The organism is Mycobacterium colombiense (genome assembly GCF_001672755.1).
In the GTDB taxonomy this organism is placed as follows: Bacteria; Actinomycetota; Actinomycetes; order Mycobacteriales; family Mycobacteriaceae; genus Mycobacterium; species Mycobacterium colombiense_C.
The window spans coordinates 1-19,566 of the sequence record NZ_LZKI01000036.1 but is presented as its reverse complement, the minus strand read 5'-3'; the positions used below and the strand labels follow the sequence as shown (position 1 = coordinate 19,566).

Genomic DNA, 19,566 nt, shown 5'->3' with positions numbered 1-19,566 from the left:
CTCGCGTGACCGACGACGAGCGGTTCGTCCGGCCATCGGCACCCGCGGATCAGCCGATCGACGATCTCGTGCCGGTCGGCACCCCGATCGACCTGGACAACTGCGCGCGTGAGCCGATCCACATCCCCGGCAGCATCCAGCCGCGCGGTGTGCTCGCGGTGGTGCGTGAGCCCGCGTTCGAGGTGCGCCAGGTCAGCGCCAACGTCGCCGGGCTGCTCGGCTGTCCCGTCGACACCGTCCTGGGCCGGCATCTGTCGGTGCTGATCGGTTCCGAACAAGCCGCCCGCATCGAGCAGTCCGCGGCGACCTTCGGCAGCCTGCGCCAGAACAACCCGCTCGAGCTCACCATCGATGTCGCCGGCGAGCCGCGCGCCTTCGACGCGATCCTGCACCGCGAGCCGGGCGGTGTGCTGCTGGTGGAGCTCGAGATCGCCTACGGCGAGCGGCCGTTCTCCTTCCCGAACACCTATCAGGCGGTCCGCGGCGCGGTGGAGGAGTTGAACCGAGCCTCCACCCTGACCGAGCTGTACGCGACCGCCGCGCGCGCCGTCCGCGACCTGACCGGCTTCGACCGGGTCATGGTGTACCGCTACGACGAGGAATACAACGGCGAGGTTGTGGCCGAGGCCAGGCGCGACGACCTCAACTCCTTCCTCGGCCTGCATTACCCGTCGACCGACATCCCGGCGCAGGCGCGCGCTCTGTACGAGAAGAACTGGATTCGGCTGATTTCCGACGTCGACTACACGCCGGCGCCGCTGGTGCCGACCATCGACCCGGTGACCAACACGCCGCTGGATCTGACGTATGCCACGTTGCGCAGCGTGTCGCCCATCCATGTCGAATATCTGCAGAACATGGGTGTGCACGCGTCGATGTCGATCTCGTTGTTGCGGCAGGGGCGGCTGTGGGGGCTGATCGCCTGCCACCATTACGCCGGTCCGCACCTGCCGCCGTTCGGCACCCGGGCGGCGGCCGAATTCCTCGGTTCGACGCTGTCGCTGCGACTCGTCGATCGGTTCGAGGACGAGCAACTGCACAAGCGGTTGGCCGCGCAGGCCGTGCTGGCCAAGCTCCTCGCCGCCACGCTGGACGACGGCGAACCGCTGTCGGAGGCGCTGCTCGGCGCGCCCGACCTGCTCGACCTCGTGCCCGCCGACGGCGTGGTCATCGACGTCGGGGGCGATCTGCGGATGCGTGGCGCGGTTCCACCGGCGGACATCGTGGCGGCCGTCGCCGCCTGGGCGCGTGACGTGGACGACGACATCGCGAGCAGCGAGTGCCTGTCGAGCGCGCTACCCGAGCTCGACCTCGACCCCCGGGTGGCCGCCGGCGCGTTGGTGCTCAACCTGCCTGACGGGCAATACGCCATCTGGTTCCGGCGAGAGGTGCTGCGCTCCGTCGACTGGGGCGGCGACCCGTACAACAAGGCGATCGCGGTCAGCGAAGGCGACCAACTTCGCCTCAGCCCGCGCAAATCGTTCGACCGGTGGCGCGAGATCGTCCACCAGCGCAGCGAGCCGTGGTCGCTGAGCGAGACCGAATCCGCGGGATCGTTGCGGCGCCACCTGGTCGAGTCGCTGTACCGCCGCACGCGCGGAGCGCTGCGGGTGGCCGAGACGCTACAGCGTAGCCTGCTGCCCGAGTCGATCCCGGCGCTCGAAAGTTGGGAACTGTCGGCGCATTACGAGCCGGCGGCGGGCGACAACGTCGGCGGCGACTGGTACGACGCGTTCGAGCTCCGCGACGGCCGGCTGATCGTCCTGATCGGCGACGTCGCCGGGCACGGCATCGCCGCGGCCGGAACCATGGCCGCGCTCCGCAACGCCCTGCGGGCGCAATTGTTCGCCGGCGCCGCACCGGCCGAGGCGCTGGCGCAGCTCAACGATTTCTGCCTGCACATGCTGCGCGGCGCGTTCGCCACCGTCATCGCCGCGCGGGTCGATCTCGGCTCGGGCCGGGTGGAGGCGGCGTCCGCCGGTCACTTGATCCCGTACCTGACGAACTCCTCGGCGCCGGCGGTACCGGCACCGATCAAGCTCTCGCCACCCATCGGCGTCAAGGGCGTGAAATACGCACCCAGCACCTTCACCGTCGAACCCGAACACGGCATGGTGCTGTTCTCCGACGGCCTCGTGGAACGTCGCGGTGAATCGATCGACGACGGCCTCGACCTGCTGGCCGAAAACCTCGGGCGGGCCGGCGACATCGGGGCGACCGGAATCTGGACGGCGATGGCATCGGGCCATACCGACGACGACGTCACCATCATCACGCTGCGCCGACCCTGAACTCTCGCTAAGCGATTCGTATATCAGTGCCTAATCGAGCGGCGGCCATCTACAGTTCGACGAATAACGAACCGTGACCGGCCTTAAAGGACAGTGCGATGGCGAAAAGTGTTGCGACCAAAAACAACAACGAAAAGATCGTGGTCGATTTTATACATGCCGCTTACGGCCAGAGCATGGACATCGACGCCATGACGTCCCTCATGGCCGAGGACTTCGTCTGGCAACTTCACGTGCCGCTCTCACCGGTCGTCCGCGGACGTGACGCGGCGCGCGCGGAACTCGAGAAGCACAACACCCTGTCGACGGGCATGATCGAGGGCAGCGAAATCCGGACGATCGTCTCCGACGGCGACACCGTCATCGTCGAGCGGGTCGACGTGAACGCTATGAACGGCGTCGCGGTCACGTTCCACGTCACGGCGCTCTTCGAGGTGCGCGAGGGTGCGATCGCGCACTGGCGTGAGTATTGGGACACCACTCACGTCGCCCGACAACTCGGCATAGACCCCGCGCTCATGTTCGCGCCGTTAGGCGAATGACTTACGGCACAGGGGATTCGAGCTAACCCGTGGCGTTGAGGATCTTGATCGCGAACACCAGCGAGTCGCCGGGCTGGATCCCCGCGCTGGGCTGCCCTTGGGGGTAGCCATCGGCGGGGACCATCGCGACGGCGACCGTCGACCCGACCTTTTGCCCCGCGATGGCCTTCTGGAAGCCCGGCACGACTCCGGTCAGCGGGAAGTCGACCGGGGCGCCGCGCTGGTAGCTGCTGTCGAACACCGACCCGTCCCGTCCGTTGACGCCCATGTAGCACACCGAAACCCGGGCGGTGTTGGACACCACCGGCCCGTCTCCGGCGCGCAGCGTATGCACCTGGGTCTGGCTCACGCTGAACGGTGCGGTCACGTTCACCAGCGGAGCGGTCGTATCCGTGGAGCCGGTTACCGCGACGCTGCCGGTGGTGCCACTCAATGTCCAGTCGGGCGTACCACCGTTCTGCGGCGCCGCGGTGGGGCACGAGCCGGCCGCGGTGGCCGTGCCGGCGCCGGCGAACGCCATGACGGTTGCCGCGACGCAAGCCGCGAGCGCGACGGAGGAATACATCCGGGAGGACTTCACCGCCGTCACGCTACAGGCCAGTTGATGCGCCCCTTACCGGGAGTCCCGCATGCCGCGACGACGCGACGCGCGGAAAACGCCCTGATTGTCAGGTGCAAAGACTCGGGGCGTCACACACGTTGCCGGGGCAATAGATCGAATGCGCGGCGTTGACCAGGCTTCCGACGTCTAGCAGCGTCACGCCCTTGGTGTCCAAGCGGGCGTGCAGGTCGTCGGCGATCTGTTGCGGCGTCCAGCCCCAAGTGAGGTCGTAACACACGTCGTGCGCCTCGGCGATCAGTGCCTCTTCCGTCTTCGGCGGCCAGGTGAGGCCGACGGCGCGCAATTGCGCGAGGTACGCATCGTCTTGGGGGGTCGCGCATGCGATGCCGGCACTGCTCATCAATGCAGCGGCAACCATGACGGGGACAGCGATTCCGGCCGGCCTTCGAGGTGAGGGCATGTGATTCCCTTCCGATCTTGGCGGCGCGATGAAGGCCGCCAAAACTGTGCCGCTGCAGAGCAAGACAGACAGCAGAATAGCCAAAGTTCGCAGCAGCGGCTCGCCGAAATTCGCGGCGTGCACCGGCGGGCCAAGCGGTCAAGCCAATTCGCGTGCCACCGCATCGAATGCGCGCAACGTGTCGAGCATGTGCGGTTCGTGCGAGTCCAGTTGGGTGGACAGCTTTGCGGCGACCAGTTCCACGCGGCGGTTGACGTAGATCATCTGACCGCACATGCCCTGGCACAACACGACGTCGTTGCCCGGATAGGGGAACCACATCTGGTTGCGGTACATCCCGCCGGGCATTTCGTTGTCGTCGGGACTGGCGGCGAACGCCTGGCGCGAGTCGGGCCCGCCGTCGAGGGTGTCCGCGATCCACGCCGCCGGCACCACTTGCCTGCCGGTCAACGAAACACCGTCGCGCAAGAACAGCGAACCGAATCGGATCATGTCGGTGAGACAAGCGCTGATGCCGCCGTCGAAGAACGCGGTCCCCACCGGGTCGACGGCCAGGGTGGCATCGCATTGGGCGCCGACGCGGCTCCAGAGGAGTTCCGACATCAGTTCGGGCATCCGCCGGCCGGCGGCGACCTCGCAGATCCAGCCGAGCACATCGGTTTCACACGAACGATATTCGAACGGGCCGCCGTGGGCGGACTTCTGCCGCAAGGTCAACAGGAATTCCTGCAACGTTGCGGGGGCATCGGGACTGTTCCTGGGCGCCCAGCCCATCGCCTGGTCGAGAAGATGTATCTCCGCACTCGGGTCTTGATAATTCTCCGAGAAGCCGATGCCCGACCTCATGTCCAGCAGGTGACGCACCGTCGCACCCGCGTAGCCGCAATTCGTCAGTGCCGGAATATATTTCGTGACCGGCGCATCGAGGGCGATCGCACCGTTCTCGTGTAGCGATCCGACGACCGCCCCCACCACCGACTTGCTCACCGAGAACACGAGATGCCGGGTCTGTGCGCCCATGCCGCCGAGATACTCCTCGGCCACCAACGATCCCCGGTGTGCGACGGCCCATCCGTCCGTCGCGGTAGTGGCCATCACCCCGCCCACGGTGGTGGCGACCTCGCCCGCGCTGACCAGAGGTATCTCGGCCAAGGGATAAGGGGTCGAGGGCAATGCCGCGACCGGCCCGGTCCCGCGCGAGATCACCACGGTCGGCACGAAGTCTTCGACGTGCTGGAAGGACCACTGCGCGTAGGGCGCCGACAGCCAGTTGTCCAGAGAGAGACCCGCCGGGGCGCCTTTCACGCTCGTGCGACGAGCCGGGAGACGATCGGCGCGGCCGGCGTCAGGGGCGTGGAGACGAACTTCGCCTTCATGCCCTTGACCCAGCGCTGGCAGCGCTCGCTGAGCTTATAGTCGTCCGTCTGCAGGTGCGAGCGAGTGACGAGCACGCCCAGTTGGGCTCCCTCCGAACGCAAGTCGCCAGGCGCCGCGACCCGCATGTAAAAGGCCTCGGAGCCGTCGAGCAGCGTGGCCCAGTCGTTGGCGGTCCGCGAAAAGGAGACTCGACCGTCGTCGTCGATGCGCCATACCCCGGTGCGAGGCGTCGCGGTGAACAGCTCGATATCCGGTGACGTCTCCGTGATGATCACCTGGCCCCAGACCTCGTCCTCGCCATAGCCGCGCTCCCAGCGCGAGTTGATCTCATCGATGTCGAGCTCGTACTCCACGTCCATGTACTCGAGCAGATGAAAGAGGAACAGCGGCATGTCGGCGTAGGCCTCGGTGGTCAGATTCGTCATCGGGCTGGCGCCGGACAGGCGGGGGTTCACCTCGCCGAGGTACAGCTCGTTGGAGTCCAGATCATGCAGAAGGTCCACCTCGAAGTAGCCGAGGTAACCCTCGCGGCGCATGACGTCGCCCAGCTTTGCCACCATTTGCCGCGCCGCGTGGGTCTGCGCGGGCGGCAGCACCTCGCGCCAGATGTCATTGCCACACCAGCTGCCCCGGCTCGGAGTCAGCTCCGAATAACCGACGAGGCTCGTCATCGCGGGGCCGACCACGGTGCCGTGCCGGGTCACCGCGCCCTCGAGGCACACCTCGACGTTGCGGATGCGCTTCATGACTTTGACTTCCTGCTGCGAGGTCAGGTCACCCGCATGCTCGTCCCAGTCGCGCTGACCGTGCACAAAGAACGTGCCGCTGCCGGCGTTGCCGTAAGCGACCGAGATGACGAGGTCGTCTCCCAGTCCGGCGCTCTGGGCGAGCGCCAGTAGTTCGTCGTAGGAGCCGGCCCGTCCGATCACGTGCGGCACGCTCGGTATACCCGCCTCGTTGGCCAGACGCGTCATGACGATCTTGGAGCCCAGGCGCTGGCGCAGCTCGATTGGCGGATGCATGACCTCGAGGCCAGCTGACCGCGCGAGGGCCTGGATTTCCTCGTTCAGCATCACAAAGCAGCACTTGCCACCGGGGCCTTTACCCGCGATGAACTCGAGCGTCTCGGAATCGGACAGCAGGTGGCTGCACACCTCGTCCATGGAGTCGAAATCCCGGCGGTCGCGCCGCCGGGGCACGAACACGCGCGAGTGTGTGCCCTCGAAAGAGTCGAAGTAGGTCAGGTAGAAGAAGTTTCGTATCCATCGGTCAACGCCGAGCAGGTTGAACGGCGTCGGCGAGATGAAGTACAGCGGCACCTTGTTCGTGTGAAAGAACGCGCGTATGTCCGACAGCCCGTTCAGCGTAGGGCCCGGCCCGGACCCCATCACGCGGCCAGAGGTGGTGCGGTCAGCGCAACGGCGATGAAATGACGTACCTCCATTCGACAAGTGTGCGCCCTGTCGGCGTCCGTGTCGAAGGGGAAACGGTGCGGACCCGACAGGCGCCCGCATGATACGCCTTATTTCAGTAGTCGAGATGGTCGTCTATGCCCCTGTCCCACAACCGATTTAGCATTTCCCTGACGGCTGGCCCGCGTCGGCTCCGGCGGGTCCGAGGTGGACGGGCGAGCACGCCGCGGTCGCCGACGCCCGCCCGCCTGCGGAGGCGCGATCCAGCGTAAGCCGCGGCGCGAAACGTGGTGTAGGAGTGGGGGAGTAGGGAGCTGACTGCTCAGCTCGCGACCGTCCCCTCAAGAGTGGCCAGCGACTCGGCGAGGTAATCCTCAGCGAAAATCGGCATCTGGCCGACGCGGTCCCGGAACGCCTGCGGCGTGCCGCTCCAGTCGTAGGTGAGGGTGACGTCCGTGCGATCACCGTTCGGGGCGAGGTCGTAACGCCAGAACCAACCGCCGGGGGTGTGGTTCCCCGAATCGTCGAGGATCCCGGGCAGCCAGCCGATGGCGTGGTCCCGCTCGAACACATTGACCAGGTTGTACGTGACGTAATCGCCGCCCGCCTGCATGAGGTACATGTTCATCGCGAACATCTGTCCCGCGGCGGTGATCGGCGCGGTGTCCACCGCGTCGCGGACCCAGTCGGTCGGCTCGGTGTTCCGGTGACGGGATGGATCGGCCAGGACCGCGAAAACCTCCGCCGGCGTCGCGGCGATGGTGCGGGTGACGACGTACCGTTCGGCGGCGCTCATGATTTGTCCCCTCCGTACGCGGCGGCGATGTCGGGGGAGTCGAGCCATCCCGAATAGGTGGGCCGCGAAGGCCAACCCTCGGGCGAATCGAGCCATTCCTCTTGGCGGCCCCACGGCAGAATGTCGATCAGCCCGAAGGAGTGACTGAGCTGCTCGGTGCCTCGCCCGTTCGTATGCCACGTGCGATACACCGTGTCGCCGTCGCGCAAGAACACATTGACCCCGAAACCACCGCCCGGCGGCGAGTCCATGTCGGCGGCAAACGTGCTCTGCGATGACGAATACCAGTCCATGCGATTGCCGACTCGGTGCTTGTACGCGAGCGCTTCCTCGATCGGTCCGTTGGTGACGATGACGAACCGGGCGTCATAGTTGGCGAGAAACTCCAGGCGGGTGAATTGCGAGGTGAAACCCGTGCATCCGCCGCACTGCCACTGCGCGCCGTCGGACCACATGTGGTGGTAGACGATCAGTTGCGATCGGGCGTCGAAGACGTCGGCCAGCCGGATTGGACCGTCCGCACCGATCAGGGTGTAGTCGGGCAGTTCCACCATCGGCAGCCGCCGCCGCTGGGCGGCGATCGCATCCAGTTCGCGGGTGGCCGCCTTCTCGCGTTTGCGTAATTCGTCCAGCGCGGCACGCCAGCTGTGGTGATCGGCGACCGGCGGCAACGCCGTGTTTTTCGTGGTCATGTCTCCAGCTTTGCTCTCGATTTGTCCGCCTGGAAGGTCTGACCGGTGGACGGCGCCAAATTCATCGCGAAAATTCGCCACCCTCGCCGCTCGATCGCAGAAAATGCTCTTGACCGGCATGCACAGTGCTGGGTTCGATGTTGAAACAACGATGGGAGGCCCTCGATGAGGACGTTCATTCGCCAGTGTGTAGTCATCGTCATGTTGGCGTTCGCGTCCATGGCGGCCGTGACGATCATGACGCCCGCGGTGAGTAAGGCCGACTGCGGAGACGGCGAGTGGTGGGACCCGACCGGCAAGGTCTGCCGACCGCTCGGAGTCGGGCCGCAACCCTTGGCCTGCGACCCGGGCCAGTGGTGGGACCCGACGGGCAATGTGTGCCGACCCCTCGGTGTCGGGCCGCAACCGCTCGCGTGTGACAACGGCTGGTGGTGGGATCCAGGCTCTAACGAATGCCGTCCGCCCGCGGTGCCGCCGGCCGGCTGACACACACTCTCGGATCACGAAAACATAAGTCCCGCAACGTCGATGCGGTGTTGGCTGCCGCACCGTTGACGGGTGAGGGAGTTTGCGTCGCGAGCGCGCTCAGCAGGCGGTGACACGGCGACGGCGGTAGACTTCGAACTCTTTCACGGCGCGCGAAAGGCGTTGAACCTCGTTCCATGGTGACTCGGGAGCAAGATCGCGCTGACGGTATGCGACCGTCGACCTGGGCGCCATTGCGCAATCGCGTATTTCGCGCATTGTTCATTGCGCAGTTCGCGTCCAACATCGGCACCTGGATGCAGATCGTCGCCGCCCAATGGTTCTTGGTGGAAGCCCGGAGCAGTGACGTCATCGTGGCCCTGGTTCAGACGGCGAGTCTGGGTCCGACCCTGTTGTTGGGATTGTTCGCCGGGGCCCTCGCCGATTTGTTTGATCGGCGCCGCCTCCTCATGGTGCTGCAGTCCTACGCGGTCCTGATGACGTTGGCGCTGGCGTTGGTGGCCTACCTCGGTCGGCTGAGCCCGGCATCGTTGTTGACGTTCACCGTGGCCATTGGTTGCGCCTCCGCGCTCACCGCCCCCGCATGGCAGGCGATCCAACCCGAGGTGGTCGCGCGCGAGCAGATCACCGCCGCGGCAACGCTGGCCAGCGTTTCGGTCAACATCGCCCGCGCGGTCGGGCCCGCGATCGGTGGCGTCGTTGTCGCAATGGTGGGCCCCGCGGCGGTTTTCGCCATCAACGCCGTATCGTTCGCGGGCATCATCGTCGCCCTGATGACGTGGCAGCGGTCCGTGCAGCCCGCGCCCGTGGAGCGCGAACGCCTGAGCCAAGCCATCTTCACCGGACTGCAATACGTCCGCAACGGGCCCATCTTCCGCCGGATTCTGCTGCGCGCCGCGCTCTTCCTCTTCCCCGCATCGGCACTGTTGGCGCTGCTGCCGGTTGCCGCCGCGCAGCGGTGGGAGTCCGGAGCGAGCGGTTATGGTGTCGCATTGGGCGCCATCGGTTTCGGCGCGGTCCTGGCTGTGGCTGCGGCCACGCCACTGCATCGCAGGTTCTCGGATAACACTCTGTTGGCGGCGTGCGCGGCCGCCTATGCGCTGGCTCCGCCGGCCGTGGTGTGGCTACCGTTCGCCGCAGCGGCGCCGTTTCTGGTTCTGTCGGGAATGGCGTGGCTGATCACGTTGACCACGCTCAACGCGGCCGCGCAGCTGTCGTTGCCGCGGTGGGTTCGGGCCCGTGCGCTGTCGATCTATCTGCTGGTGTTCACCGGTTCTCAAGCGATCGGCTCGTACGTCTGGGGGGTCATCGCCACGCGGGAGGGACCCGACGTCGCGCTGATCTGCTCCGCCGCCGTGTTGGGGGCGGTCGCCGTCAGCGTCGTGCCGCTTCCGCTGCGCCCGGCGACCGGCAAGGTGAACGTCGTCGACGTTTCGTCGACCTTGCCGGTGCCGAGGCTGGTGTTCGAACCGTCGCCCGACGATGGGCCGGTGCTGGTAACCGTCCGTTATCAAGTCTCGGCCGACAACCTCAAAGACTTCGTGACGGCGATGAGCGCGGTCAGACGGTCCAGGCTGCGCACGGGTGGCCACAGCTGGCAGCTGTATCAGAGTGTGGGACAACCGGATTCGTTCGTAGAGAGGTTCACCGTAGCGTCCTGGACCGAATTCGAGCGCCAGCGAACGGAACGCTGGTTGGCCTACGATGCGCAGGGCACCGCGGAGGCCATCAGCTATACGGTCGATCACAAGCGCCGCCCCGAGTACTACCTCGCGGTGCGTGTGCCTCGATGACTTCGCGCTGCCGGCTCTTGGGCCGTCAGCCCGGGCTCACGGGGTTCCTGAACACATGAAGGGAAATCCGCACCACGGCTTCCGGGTCGCCTCGGGCGGCGGCGGGCCACCCTCCCAAATACCCGGTGCCGCATTGCCATGCCCCCAGACGACGCCGTACCAGGTGTGGCATTGACTCGCGTCCCAGTTGACTTGCGTCCCCGGACATCCACGGCCGGTCTGGGGGTGCAGCCTGGTCTTTTGGTCTTCCGGGCAACAGGTGTAGGGCCCGCTCGCTCCGGGCGGTACCGGCCCGTCTTGTGCCAGCAGGCCGGGTGTCCGCGGCACCGGGGCGGGCTGGGCCTGTGCGCAACTGAGCGCGAGCCCCATTCCGGCCACCGCGACGCCACCCGACAACAGGGCCGCGCCAACAACATTCCTCAGGGTCCGGGAAGTGCCCACAGCATCATCCTTTCGCTGCTATCAGGCATTCAACGCCGAAAGCATGCGAAAGTCTTACTTTTTTTGCTCGGCTACCGATCCCAAAAAGGTGCTCGCGGTAGGTGCCTCGTCTCCGCTGAGGGCGTCACACCGCGGCGGGGACCAGCGCGGCCGACGTCCGCATCTCGTGCCGGAGCGCGGTGAAGTCCGTGATCGTCTTCGTGCTCACGGTCGCCACCGGGCGGGAGTTGCGGCCGGTGGCCTCGCGCTTGGACACCATCACCACGCTGTCGATGTAGGGCTGGATGGTGGTGGCGTTCTGCACGGTCGCCACGATGACGAGCTGGAAGCCGAACTTGCGGAACGCCTGCAGAGCCTGCTGGGCGAACTGTGGGTCGGACTTGGAGAACGCCTCATCGAGCATCAACTGGGCGAAAACCGGTTTGTTGTCGGCACTTTCGGGGCTGGCCAGGTTGAAGCTCAGCGCTCCGGCCAGGCAGAAGGCCATCAGCTTCTCCTGCTCGCCACCGGAGTTGTCGCCGGCGTTGCTGTGGGTGCGGATCAGCTCGTCGCTGCTGACATCCCATTCGGCGCAGTCGAAGGTGAACCGGTTCCGGACGTCGAGGGCGTCGCGGGTCCAGGCCTTGTCTTCCGGTGCGGTCGACGCCAACCGGTTGCGCAGCCGCAGGATGTCGGCGTACTGGTCCAGAATGGCCTGCTTGTCGCCGAGGCTGACCTCGGCGATGCGCCGTGAGATGGCCCGCACGATCTCGGTGAGTTCGGCGACCGCGGCCAGGCTGCGCGAGGTGGCGCGCAACGTGAGCCGGGTGCCGCGGTTGAACTCCACCGCACCCAGGCCGGTGTTGACTCGCTCAATCTGCTCGCTGATCCGGCGGGCCTCCTGCTCGGCGACGCGGTGCAGGGTCAGGATGGCGTCGGGCGCCTGCTCGGTGACCAGCCGCATCATCCGCTCGTAAGCCTCGGGCAGTTCCCGCTCGTCGATGTGGCGGCACAACGCGACGTAATCGTGCACGCGTTCGTCGAACACGTCGCTGTCGTTGGGGATCGCGTCGGGGAACGCGGTGTCGAATGTGTTGAGGATGCGCGCGAGCTCATCGTATGAGCGCCTGCGGCTTTCGCGCAGTTGCTCACGTTCGCGCCGGATCGCGGTGAAGACCGCGTCGCGGTGCGGCTCGGGGTTGAGCATGTCGAGGGAAACCGGTACGTCGGCGGCGTAGCGGTTCAGCAGGTCGGTCAGCGGCTCGGACACGAATGCCGGAGCGAGCCGTTCCTGCAACTCGAGCAGCTGGGTGCGGCGACCGTCGAGGTCGTCGCGGCGGGTCTGGATGGCGCCGCGGCGGGTCATCAGGGCCTGGATTTGTTCCCAGCACTCCTCGGCGCGCGCGGTGAGCGCCTCGATGTCGGGATTGTCGGCCAGTAGCAGCTCGAACTGCTCGCGCAGCCGGTCGGCGTGCCCGTCGGCGGTGTCGGTGTCGATGTGGGTCCACTGCTCGAACTGATCGCAGATCGCCTTGAACGCCGCGGCCCGGTCCCGCCACTGCTGGCGCTCGGCGGCGATCTCGTCGGCGACGCCGCGGGCGCGGCGAAACGCCTCTTCGGCGTTGGCGAGATCCACGGTCAGCGCATCGACCTTGGCGGCGACATCGCCCTGGTAGATGTAGTCTGCCTGCTTGAGCGGCCGGCGGTCGTCCTTGATGGCCAGGCGCTCGGAGTCCTTGTACAGGCCGGTGTCGGTCACGGCGCGCCGGAACCGGGAGAACACATCGGGGGTGTCGACGCAGATGTGATCGCCGGCGGCGGCGACGACGTCGGCGGCCTCGGCGGCGCAGTCGTGGCTCGGGTCGACCACGAACAGCTTGCCCGCCAACGTGTTCGGCTCGGCCTCGGCGACCTCCGCGCCGACGAACCGGCTGCGGACGTGGTGCAGCTGCAGTCGCCCACCCATGTTGGTCTCGTTGACGAACCGCAGCACGGCCGCGTAGTGACTGTCGGGGACGAGCAGCCGCAAACCGACGCCGCGCAGCACCTTTTCGACCGCGACGCGCCACCGGCTCTGCTCGGGCCGCAGATCCATCAGCTCGGCGATATAGGGCAGCTCGCCGGGATCGATACCCACAGCGGCGCAGATATGTTCGCGCATGGTGAGCGCGAACTCCGGTAGTGCCGAGCCGACGCGCTCGACGCGTTTGAGTTCGCTGGCGGCGTCGTCGCGGGCGATGCGGGCGACCTTCTGGGCGTACTCGGCATCGGTCGAGGCTTCCCGGCCGCGATCCAGTTTGGCCAGCAGTTCGGTGGCTCGCGTGCTGAGTTCCTCGCGCAGATTCCAGAATTCATCGGCGGTGTCCGGGATCTCGAGACCGTGCGTGTTGAGCATGGACTCATAGGCGGTGCGCCGGCGCGATACCTGCTCGGCATGCGCCTCGGCGGCGGCCACCTGTGACTGCAGCGGCCCCAGGCTGGTGCTGGAACCGCTGATCTGTGCGTTCAGCGAATCACCCTCGGCCTTGGCAAGATTGAGCTGGCGGGTGACGTCTTCGTATTCGTTGCCGAGCTGATCGATGGTGGCGTCGAGCGATTCGATCTGTGCGGGGCACTGCGCGAGCCGGACGTGATCGGTGTAGGCGCGGACCATCGGCTGGTCGACGAGATCGATGATGCCCAGGTCGGAGGACTCCGAGGCGTAGCGCTGCTGGATCTTTTCGATGTCGCCGAGGATCTTGCGTTTGCGTTGCGCGACGGCCAGCAGTTCACGGGCATCGACCAAGGGATCGATCTGCTTGAGCGCTTCGGGTAACCGGCTCAGGCTACTGGGCTCATCGAGCATGAACTCCCGGACGAACTGCTCAAGTCCACCAACGCTTTTCAGCGATTTGGCCTTGCCGAGCAGCTGCTGCGCGGCGTCGGAGGCACGGATGCCGATGGTGGCGTACAGCTGGGCGAGGTATTGCGATTCCACCTTGGTGGAGAACCGCCAGTCGTCTTTGAACACCGCGGCGTCGAAGCGGCCTGCGGCCCAGCGGTTGCAGACGTTCTCGATATCGCGGTCGCCGTCGGCCAGCACGAACCGGCTCGAAGAATCCGACCGGGATTCGCCGGTGAGCCATTTGAGCACCAGGCCGGTCACGGTGCGGCCCGTATTGCTGCGGTAGGTGACGGCGATCGCCGACCACGCGGTGCCGTCGCCGCGCAGGTACATGACCTTGCTGGTGCCGGCATCGCTGCGCTGACCCCACGCGCCGCGGACATATTTGTCCACGGTTCGACGGCCCGCGCTCGACCCGGCAGCGGTGTTGTCGCCGGAGGCGTTGAAATTACGCCGGTTGAACGGCAGAAATCCGAGCGAAATAGCGTCCAGCAGTGAGGATTTACCACTGCCGGAGGCGCCGGCGATCAACGCGCCGCCTTCACTGAATCCGATGGAGTGATACCCGTCGAAGACACCCCAGTTGATGACCTGCAGGCGCGACAGGTGAAACTGTTCAGTCATCCTCGCGTTCCTCCTCGTCATCGAGATCCTCCTCGGGCACGCCGCCGCCCAGGAGGATCTCGAACTGCTGCTGCAGCTCGCTGATCACCGAGGCCGTCATGACGGCGTTGATGACCGGGCTCACGGTGTAGCTGTCCTCGTCGTCGCGGGTCTTGCGCAAGATCTCCAGCGACGCGAGCCGCGCGATGGCGCCATCGATGCGCGCGGTGAAGGTGACGACGTCGCGGTCGACATCGTTGAGCACGCCGGAGAACAGCCCGTGCATTTCGTCGCGGCTGATCACGACGGCCTGATCACCCGAGGCGCGCATCATCTGCGCCAGGTGCAGCGCCAGGATCGAGTCATAGGTGCCCAGCGGCTCACGGCGCAAAAGCTTTACGCCCCGGGCGGATTCGTAGCGCGCCTGCTCGACGAACGCGACGTCGGCGCCCTCGACGACGCGCAGCAAAAGATCCAATTCGGACAGTCTGACCGACAGTTGGGCGCGGTACTCCAGCACCCAGGTGTAGACGTCGCGATCGGCTTCGGCACTGATGTAGCGGCGCGTCAGCAGCTGCTGCAGCGCCCAGCAGGCGCGGTCGGGCAGCTCGGATACGTCGCCGTCGAACCGGGGGCGGCGCTGGTGCGGGGCGCGGGCCGTCTGGTCGACCTGGGGGAGTGCGGAGAACCCGCTGTAGTCGACGGTCTCTTCGACGGTCACGCGGTGACCCCCAGCAGGGTGGAAACCGGCTCGGTGAACATCAAGTGCGGCACCTCCATTTCGCGGTCGCGCCCGTCCAGGGACCGAAAGCGGACCGTGACCGACTCGGAATCCCGCGCGGATTCCGGTTGTTTGAGCGCCCAGGACCACAGCACGATGACGTGGCCGAGGTAGGCGGAATCGAGCATCGCGACCGCATCCGGAAGGGACAGTGTCGTTCCGGAACCGATTGCGCCGTTGATCATCTCCGACATCGCGGGCGCGTCGACCTGGGTGGTGAGCGCGGCGAAGCTGGTCAGGTCGACCTCGCCCTCGGCGACCTGAGCGGGCTTCGGGCTGGACAGATCGCCGATCCGGAAGCTCAGGGCGCCAACCGAACTGAACGCGTGGCGGGCCAGGGGGAGTTCGATGTCCAGCCGGGAGTCGGTCAGCGATGCTTTGAGCAGGTTGCGGGCGGCGCCGATGGCCTCGTTGAGCTGACGGGCCACGCCACGGCTCTGTTCGAGGGTGCCGAACGCGGTGAACCGTTTGACGCGCTGCGCGCAGCGCTGCTGGATGCGTTCCACCTCGTCGATCTGATGGCCGACCAGTTCGAAGAAGCCGGCCATCACTTTGCGCAGGGCGGGATCGAGGGCGGGGAGGGCCTCGGCGACGGCGGCGACGTCGGCTTCGAACTCGGCGCGCTGGTCGGGGTCGTTGATCATGCGCAGGAAGGCGCGGTGTGAGTCGCGGCCCTGGGAGTCCCAGGCGGCCTCGTAGTCGGCGTACATGCGTCGCTGCCGGTCGCGGTACTCGGCGTTGCTGTCGATCGGCTCGTCGAGGGCGGCGGTGGCTCGTTCGATCATGGTCCCGTACTGGCCGATGTCGGTGATCAGGCGTTCCATCTGCAGGGCGATGGCGTGAGCTTCGTCGTAGGCGTCGGTGCGGTCGACGTCGTGGCTGTGGTCGTCCGAGGTGACGCCTTGTTCAAGCGCATCGAGTTCGGTTTGGAGCGCAACGATTTCGGCTTCGATACCGGCGCGAATGCGGTTGGGGTCATTGCCGACGCGCAGCGCGACCTGCTTGAGGCGGGATGCGATGCCGTTGATCGAGCCGCCGGTGGCGATGGTGTCCTGCCGGCGCATGCCGCGCAGGAAGTCGAGCGCTCGGCGCGCCTCTTGGGTCAGGTAACACAGGTTGCGTTCGACGCCGCAGCGTTGGTCGGCGACGCGGTGCAGCCAGCCCTGGCTGGCCCAGGACTTGATCAGGGCCAGGCCGGATTGCTCGCCGGCCTGATCGAGTTCGGCGAGGTCGCGCTCGAGGCGTACGACGAGGTCGGTCTCGGGGACCACACCGCCGCTGAGCTGCCGCTCCATCAGGGTGGCGTACAGGTTGAGGTTCAGCGTGGCCAGCAGGCGGATCGTCGGCGAGCCCTGAAGACCACGATTGAGTTCGAGCAGGTCGGCAGGCGACAGCGTGGTGTCGTCGTCCAGCACATGCCCTCCGTCTCGATCGATCAGGTCTCGGACGATCCAAGATATGGCACGGAGCCGACAATCGGTGTCCGGCGGGTGGGGTGTCGGGGGATGGTTTGGGTTAGTCGGTCCCAGTGGTCTCAGGCATCGCTCGAGTCTCAGTAGTCACTACCGATCGGCCTGCTCGAGGACGACGAGGACTACAGGAGGATGGCCAGCAGCAGACGCACCAGCTCGGCTTGGCGGTGGGTGTCGGTCTTTTCGAATATGTGCTGCAGGTGCGTCTTGACGGTCGCCGTCGAGAGCGCCAAATCCGCCGCGATTGGTTTCAGGCCCTCACCGTTGATGACCCGCAGCGCCACATCGGCTTCCGCATTGGTGAGCCCGAAAAGACGCCTTATCAACATCTTTGGCGGTTCGTGCTCTTGTTCGGGGTCGACGATCATCACCAATGCTTTCGCCGCCGAGGGCTGGTCTGCCGGTGTGGCGAGCGGCACCACATGTATGACGTACGGACGTTTTCCGGACGGGCGGGCACACGCGAGCGAATCGCCGTTGCGGGCCCCGCATCGCTGCCCGATAAGGGCCCGGGTGATGCTGTTCTGCAGGTGCTGGTTGGTTGATGAACGCGTCGCCGCGATGCAGGCCGAGCGGATGCACAGCCCGTCGACCGCGTTGAAAATCCGTTCGGCCGCGGAGTTGAGATGCAGGACAGCGCGGGTGGTTCCGATAATGGCGACGCCGTGCCGGAGGGCGTCGACTACCTCGGTGACGCCGATTGCAGTTTTGCCCAACTCGGCGAGGTGGGTTTGGGCACGAAGGGCTTGTTGGAGGTGGGGTATCAACGCCCCGACGAATTGCACCCGTTCGGCGGTATCGAAACGCTCACTTCGGTGCGGCGCTGAGATAGCGAAACTTACGGGCGTCGGCCCCGGCGACAGTTGTACGAACAATCCGTCGGTGAGTTCGAACGGGCTCTGCCAATCGGCGTAGAACTCTGAGTTGGTTTTGTTCGCAACGAGTTCCCGCCCGCCGCGGATCAGTCCGGTAGGGCTGTTCTCGCAGGCATGCAGGATGAAGTCGATCGAGTAGTAATACTGCCCGTAGGTCTCGACTGCCTCCACCGGCATACCGGCCCCCAGCATCACCGAGCAGCCGTTGCCCGCGCCGACCACGAGGCCGCTGCCCGTCGCGTCGAGCACGCGACTGATTTCGGCCATCGCCACCGTCCAGTTCGCTGGATCCATCGACGAGGCGTAGATCTCTGAAACTACGCGTGAGAACTCATCGATTGTGATCATTGCCGATCCCGCTAGTTGCCGCGTGCTCTCTGCTTGCCGGTCGGCTGGACTGTAACGTGATCTCTCGCTCTGCCGGACTGGTTAGAAGGGTTTTCGAGTGGTCCGTTGACTCCGTGGTCGCCGGCGCGCGAGTGGTGGCTAGCCCCAGTAGGCGAAGTTACATACCGGCCGCGGTTCGCTTTTGAGGGACACGAGCTTGTCGCCGTCCATGATTATCGTGCAGGTGAGGGCGACGTCCCCACCGTCGGCCGTTACCTGCGACTCCAGTTCGTTGTAGACGGAGTACTGCTTCTCCCACGGCAGGGACACATTGGTCTCGGTCTGTTCCGGACCCCCGTTGATCCGGTAACGGATCGTTACCGGGGCGCTCCCACCACTGACCTTCATCGTCGCCGTGCCGACCGGCTGACCGGTTGGAGCCACCGGGCTCGACGACGGTGGCGCCGACGCGCTGATCTGCGAGCTGCCCACGCCGCTGGTGGTGGGCGCCGCGTGTCCGGCCGTGTTCTTGGTGCACGCCGTCGGGGCGACGCCAGTCGCAATAACGCTGATGAACACCCCGACGGCATAACAACGCGAACGCATGCCCGGAGCCTACGATCACCGGCGCTGAAGTCGAGTGGAAACATTTGAATCCGCGGTATTTCGGTGGTTAGCAGGCGAATCAGTTGGGATCTGCCAGGGGCGACGGCGCCCTAGGAAAGCCCGCCATCGACGGCCGGACGGGCCGGCCGCCTGTAAGCGCGCAATGCGTACGCTGCCGCCGATCAACACCGTCGCCAGCGGTAGCTCACCGAGGACGGCGGTCAGCACGGACACCGCAAAGTCACCGCGCCTCGCGGTCAGCATGTCGAACCAAGCATCACAGAGGAGTAGGACTCCCGTCGCAAACGCGAACAGCGGGAGCAGGCGATGCCGGGCGAAGCCGAGCGCCGCGGTCGCGAGCAGGAAAGCCAGCAACAACAGATCAAAGCCGACCCAGGTTGCCTGCCAGTGCTGGGCGGTGTAGCTCTGCGGCAGCGTCAATCCGAGATAGACGGTCCAGGGGATCAGCGCGATCGAGGCGCTGAGCGCCAGCCACTCGCGGATCCGCCGGATCTGACTCCAACGCCGTGATCGCATCGACGATTACTACCACGGGATCTTTAACTTCTAGAGAGAACGGAAGCGGGCCGCCAGCCCGCCATCACCATTGGATTCGCTGCCTCATTCCTCGACAACGACACAGGCGATCGAGGCCAAAATTTCATGACGGTTTCGGTTGAGCAAAGGTACGGCAGCTTACCCGCGATGCGAGGGCCGATATCGCGCGTGTGGCTCTAGTGTTGGCTGCTATGGCCCGACAGAACAATTGCGTGAAACGCTGGCGCACAGCGCTTCACGCAATTGTGGCGCCACTGATGGCTGCCATCCTCGGACTCGCCATCAGCCCGGTAGCCCATGCGGCTGCCGCCACGGCGACGTTGTCGGTGGCACATACGTGGCAGACCGGTTTCATCGCCAACTTCAGCGTCACCAACGCGAGCATGGCGCCGCTCTCCGACTGGAAGATCGAATTCGACTTGCCGGTGGGGGAATCCGTCCTGCACGCGTGGAATAGCACTGTCACCCAATCCGGGACTCACTACGTACTCACCCCTGCGAATTGGAATCGCGTCATACCGCCCGGTGGTTCGGCCACAGGTGGCCTAAGAGGCGTGCTGAGCGGTTCCTACTCGCCACCGGCGAATTGTGTGCTCAACGGGCAGTATCCGTGCTCCTAGAGGCGACTG

General features: G+C 66.0%; 17 protein-coding genes. 5 read left to right on the top strand and 12 right to left on the bottom strand.

Features of this window, described 5'->3' with window-relative positions; all coding sequences use genetic code 11:
- Positions 1–5: 5 nt before the first annotated feature.
- On the top strand, positions 6–2,291 hold the full coding sequence (locus A5708_RS05165) for a SpoIIE family protein phosphatase (protein WP_196772535.1): 2,286 nt from the start codon (positions 6–8) through the stop codon (positions 2,289–2,291).
- Positions 2,292–2,389: 98 nt separating this feature from the next.
- Complete coding sequence (locus tag A5708_RS05160; protein ID WP_065027595.1) at positions 2,390–2,833, top strand: limonene-1,2-epoxide hydrolase family protein; 444 nt, start codon at positions 2,390–2,392, stop codon at positions 2,831–2,833.
- A gap of 22 nt (positions 2,834–2,855) precedes the next feature.
- On the opposite strand, the gene A5708_RS05155 is transcribed toward A5708_RS05160, so the two are convergent.
- The 6 genes from A5708_RS05155 to A5708_RS05130 form a co-directional block, all read right to left on the bottom strand.
- Positions 2,856–3,398 carry an FKBP-type peptidyl-prolyl cis-trans isomerase gene (locus A5708_RS05155; RefSeq protein ID WP_419538305.1) on the bottom strand — a complete coding sequence of 181 codons (543 nt, stop codon included), beginning with the start codon at positions 3,396–3,398 and terminating at the stop codon, positions 2,856–2,858.
- A 103-nt stretch (positions 3,399–3,501) separates the two neighbouring features.
- Complete coding sequence (locus A5708_RS05150) at positions 3,502–3,795, bottom strand: DUF732 domain-containing protein (protein WP_419538304.1); 294 nt, start codon at positions 3,793–3,795, stop codon at positions 3,502–3,504.
- Positions 3,796–3,993: 198 nt separating this feature from the next.
- Complete coding sequence (locus A5708_RS05145) at positions 3,994–5,160, bottom strand: serine hydrolase domain-containing protein (protein ID WP_065027593.1); 1,167 nt, start codon at positions 5,158–5,160, stop codon at positions 3,994–3,996.
- On the bottom strand, positions 5,157–6,620 hold the full coding sequence (locus A5708_RS05140) for a biotin carboxylase (protein ID WP_065027592.1): 1,464 nt from the start codon (positions 6,618–6,620) through the stop codon (positions 5,157–5,159). The genes A5708_RS05145 and A5708_RS05140 overlap by 4 nt, the downstream gene beginning before the upstream one ends.
- A gap of 346 nt (positions 6,621–6,966) precedes the next feature.
- Entirely contained in the window at positions 6,967–7,440 is a 474-nt protein-coding gene (locus A5708_RS05135; protein WP_065027591.1) for an SRPBCC family protein, read from the bottom strand.
- Entirely contained in the window at positions 7,437–8,132 is a 696-nt protein-coding gene (locus tag A5708_RS05130) for a DUF899 domain-containing protein (RefSeq protein WP_065027590.1), read from the bottom strand. Before A5708_RS05130 ends, A5708_RS05135 begins: the two co-directional genes overlap by 4 nt.
- 165 nt (positions 8,133–8,297) lie before the next feature.
- On the opposite strand from A5708_RS05130, the gene A5708_RS05125 reads away from it, so the two are divergent.
- Both A5708_RS05125 and A5708_RS05120 read left to right on the top strand, forming a co-directional pair.
- Entirely contained in the window at positions 8,298–8,618 is a 321-nt protein-coding gene (locus tag A5708_RS05125; RefSeq protein WP_065027589.1) for a hypothetical protein, read from the top strand.
- 257 nt (positions 8,619–8,875) lie between these two features.
- Positions 8,876–10,411, top strand: a complete 1,536-nt coding sequence (locus tag A5708_RS05120) for an MFS transporter (protein WP_231117816.1) — start codon at positions 8,876–8,878, stop codon at positions 10,409–10,411.
- Between the two features lie 565 nt (positions 10,412–10,976).
- On the opposite strand, the gene A5708_RS05115 is transcribed toward A5708_RS05120, so the two are convergent.
- The 6 genes from A5708_RS05115 to A5708_RS05090 all read right to left on the bottom strand — a co-directional run bounded on the left by A5708_RS05115 (position 10,977) and on the right by A5708_RS05090 (position 18,916).
- Complete coding sequence (locus A5708_RS05115) at positions 10,977–14,339, bottom strand: ATP-binding protein (protein ID WP_065027587.1); 3,363 nt, start codon at positions 14,337–14,339, stop codon at positions 10,977–10,979.
- Positions 14,332–15,039, bottom strand: a complete 708-nt coding sequence (locus A5708_RS05110) for a DUF4194 domain-containing protein (RefSeq protein WP_065027586.1) — start codon at positions 15,037–15,039, stop codon at positions 14,332–14,334. Before A5708_RS05110 ends, A5708_RS05115 begins: the two co-directional genes overlap by 8 nt.
- Positions 15,036–16,511, bottom strand: a complete 1,476-nt coding sequence (locus tag A5708_RS05105; RefSeq protein WP_065027607.1) for a DUF3375 domain-containing protein — start codon at positions 16,509–16,511, stop codon at positions 15,036–15,038. Before A5708_RS05105 ends, A5708_RS05110 begins: the two co-directional genes overlap by 4 nt.
- Before the next feature lie 182 nt (positions 16,512–16,693).
- Entirely contained in the window at positions 16,694–17,794 is a 1,101-nt protein-coding gene (locus A5708_RS05100) for a helix-turn-helix transcriptional regulator (protein WP_065027585.1), read from the bottom strand.
- Positions 17,795–17,932: 138 nt separating this feature from the next.
- On the bottom strand, positions 17,933–18,379 hold the full coding sequence (locus A5708_RS05095; protein ID WP_065027584.1) for a hypothetical protein: 447 nt from the start codon (positions 18,377–18,379) through the stop codon (positions 17,933–17,935).
- Positions 18,380–18,394: 15 nt separating this feature from the next.
- A complete protein-coding gene (locus A5708_RS05090) occupies positions 18,395–18,916 on the bottom strand; it encodes a hypothetical protein (RefSeq protein WP_065027583.1) in 522 nt (173 codons plus the stop codon).
- Between the two features lie 212 nt (positions 18,917–19,128).
- Here A5708_RS05090 and A5708_RS25950 point away from each other — a divergent pair, with 212 nt between their 5' ends.
- Positions 19,129–19,557: a cellulose-binding domain-containing protein gene (locus A5708_RS25950; RefSeq protein ID WP_081292822.1), complete on the top strand. Its 429-nt coding sequence runs from the start codon at positions 19,129–19,131 to the stop codon at positions 19,555–19,557.
- Positions 19,558–19,566 lie beyond the last annotated feature (9 nt).

Bases quoted from the DNA above. Each gene is read 5' to 3' on its own strand.
- A5708_RS05160 (WP_065027595.1), top strand. From the start codon at position 2,390: ATGGCGAAAAGTGTTGCGACCAAAAACAACAACGAAAAGATCGTGGTC.
- A5708_RS05155 (WP_419538305.1), bottom strand. From the start codon at position 3,398: ATGTATTCCTCCGTCGCGCTCGCGGCTTGCGTCGCGGCAACCGTCATG.
- A5708_RS05150 (WP_419538304.1), bottom strand. From the start codon at position 3,795: ATGAGCAGTGCCGGCATCGCATGCGCGACCCCCCAAGACGATGCGTAC.
- A5708_RS05140 (WP_065027592.1), bottom strand. From the start codon at position 6,620: ATGGGGTCCGGGCCGGGCCCTACGCTGAACGGGCTGTCGGACATACGC.
- A5708_RS05135 (WP_065027591.1), bottom strand. From the start codon at position 7,440: ATGAGCGCCGCCGAACGGTACGTCGTCACCCGCACCATCGCCGCGACG.
- A5708_RS05130 (WP_065027590.1), bottom strand. From the start codon at position 8,132: ATGACCACGAAAAACACGGCGTTGCCGCCGGTCGCCGATCACCACAGC.
- A5708_RS05125 (WP_065027589.1), top strand. From the start codon at position 8,298: ATGAGGACGTTCATTCGCCAGTGTGTAGTCATCGTCATGTTGGCGTTC.
- A5708_RS05115 (WP_065027587.1), bottom strand. From the start codon at position 14,339: ATGACTGAACAGTTTCACCTGTCGCGCCTGCAGGTCATCAACTGGGGT.
- A5708_RS05100 (WP_065027585.1), bottom strand. From the start codon at position 17,794: ATGATCACAATCGATGAGTTCTCACGCGTAGTTTCAGAGATCTACGCC.
- A5708_RS05095 (WP_065027584.1), bottom strand. From the start codon at position 18,379: ATGCGTTCGCGTTGTTATGCCGTCGGGGTGTTCATCAGCGTTATTGCG.
- A5708_RS05090 (WP_065027583.1), bottom strand. From the start codon at position 18,916: ATGCGATCACGGCGTTGGAGTCAGATCCGGCGGATCCGCGAGTGGCTG.
- A5708_RS25950 (WP_081292822.1), top strand. From the start codon at position 19,129: ATGGCCCGACAGAACAATTGCGTGAAACGCTGGCGCACAGCGCTTCAC.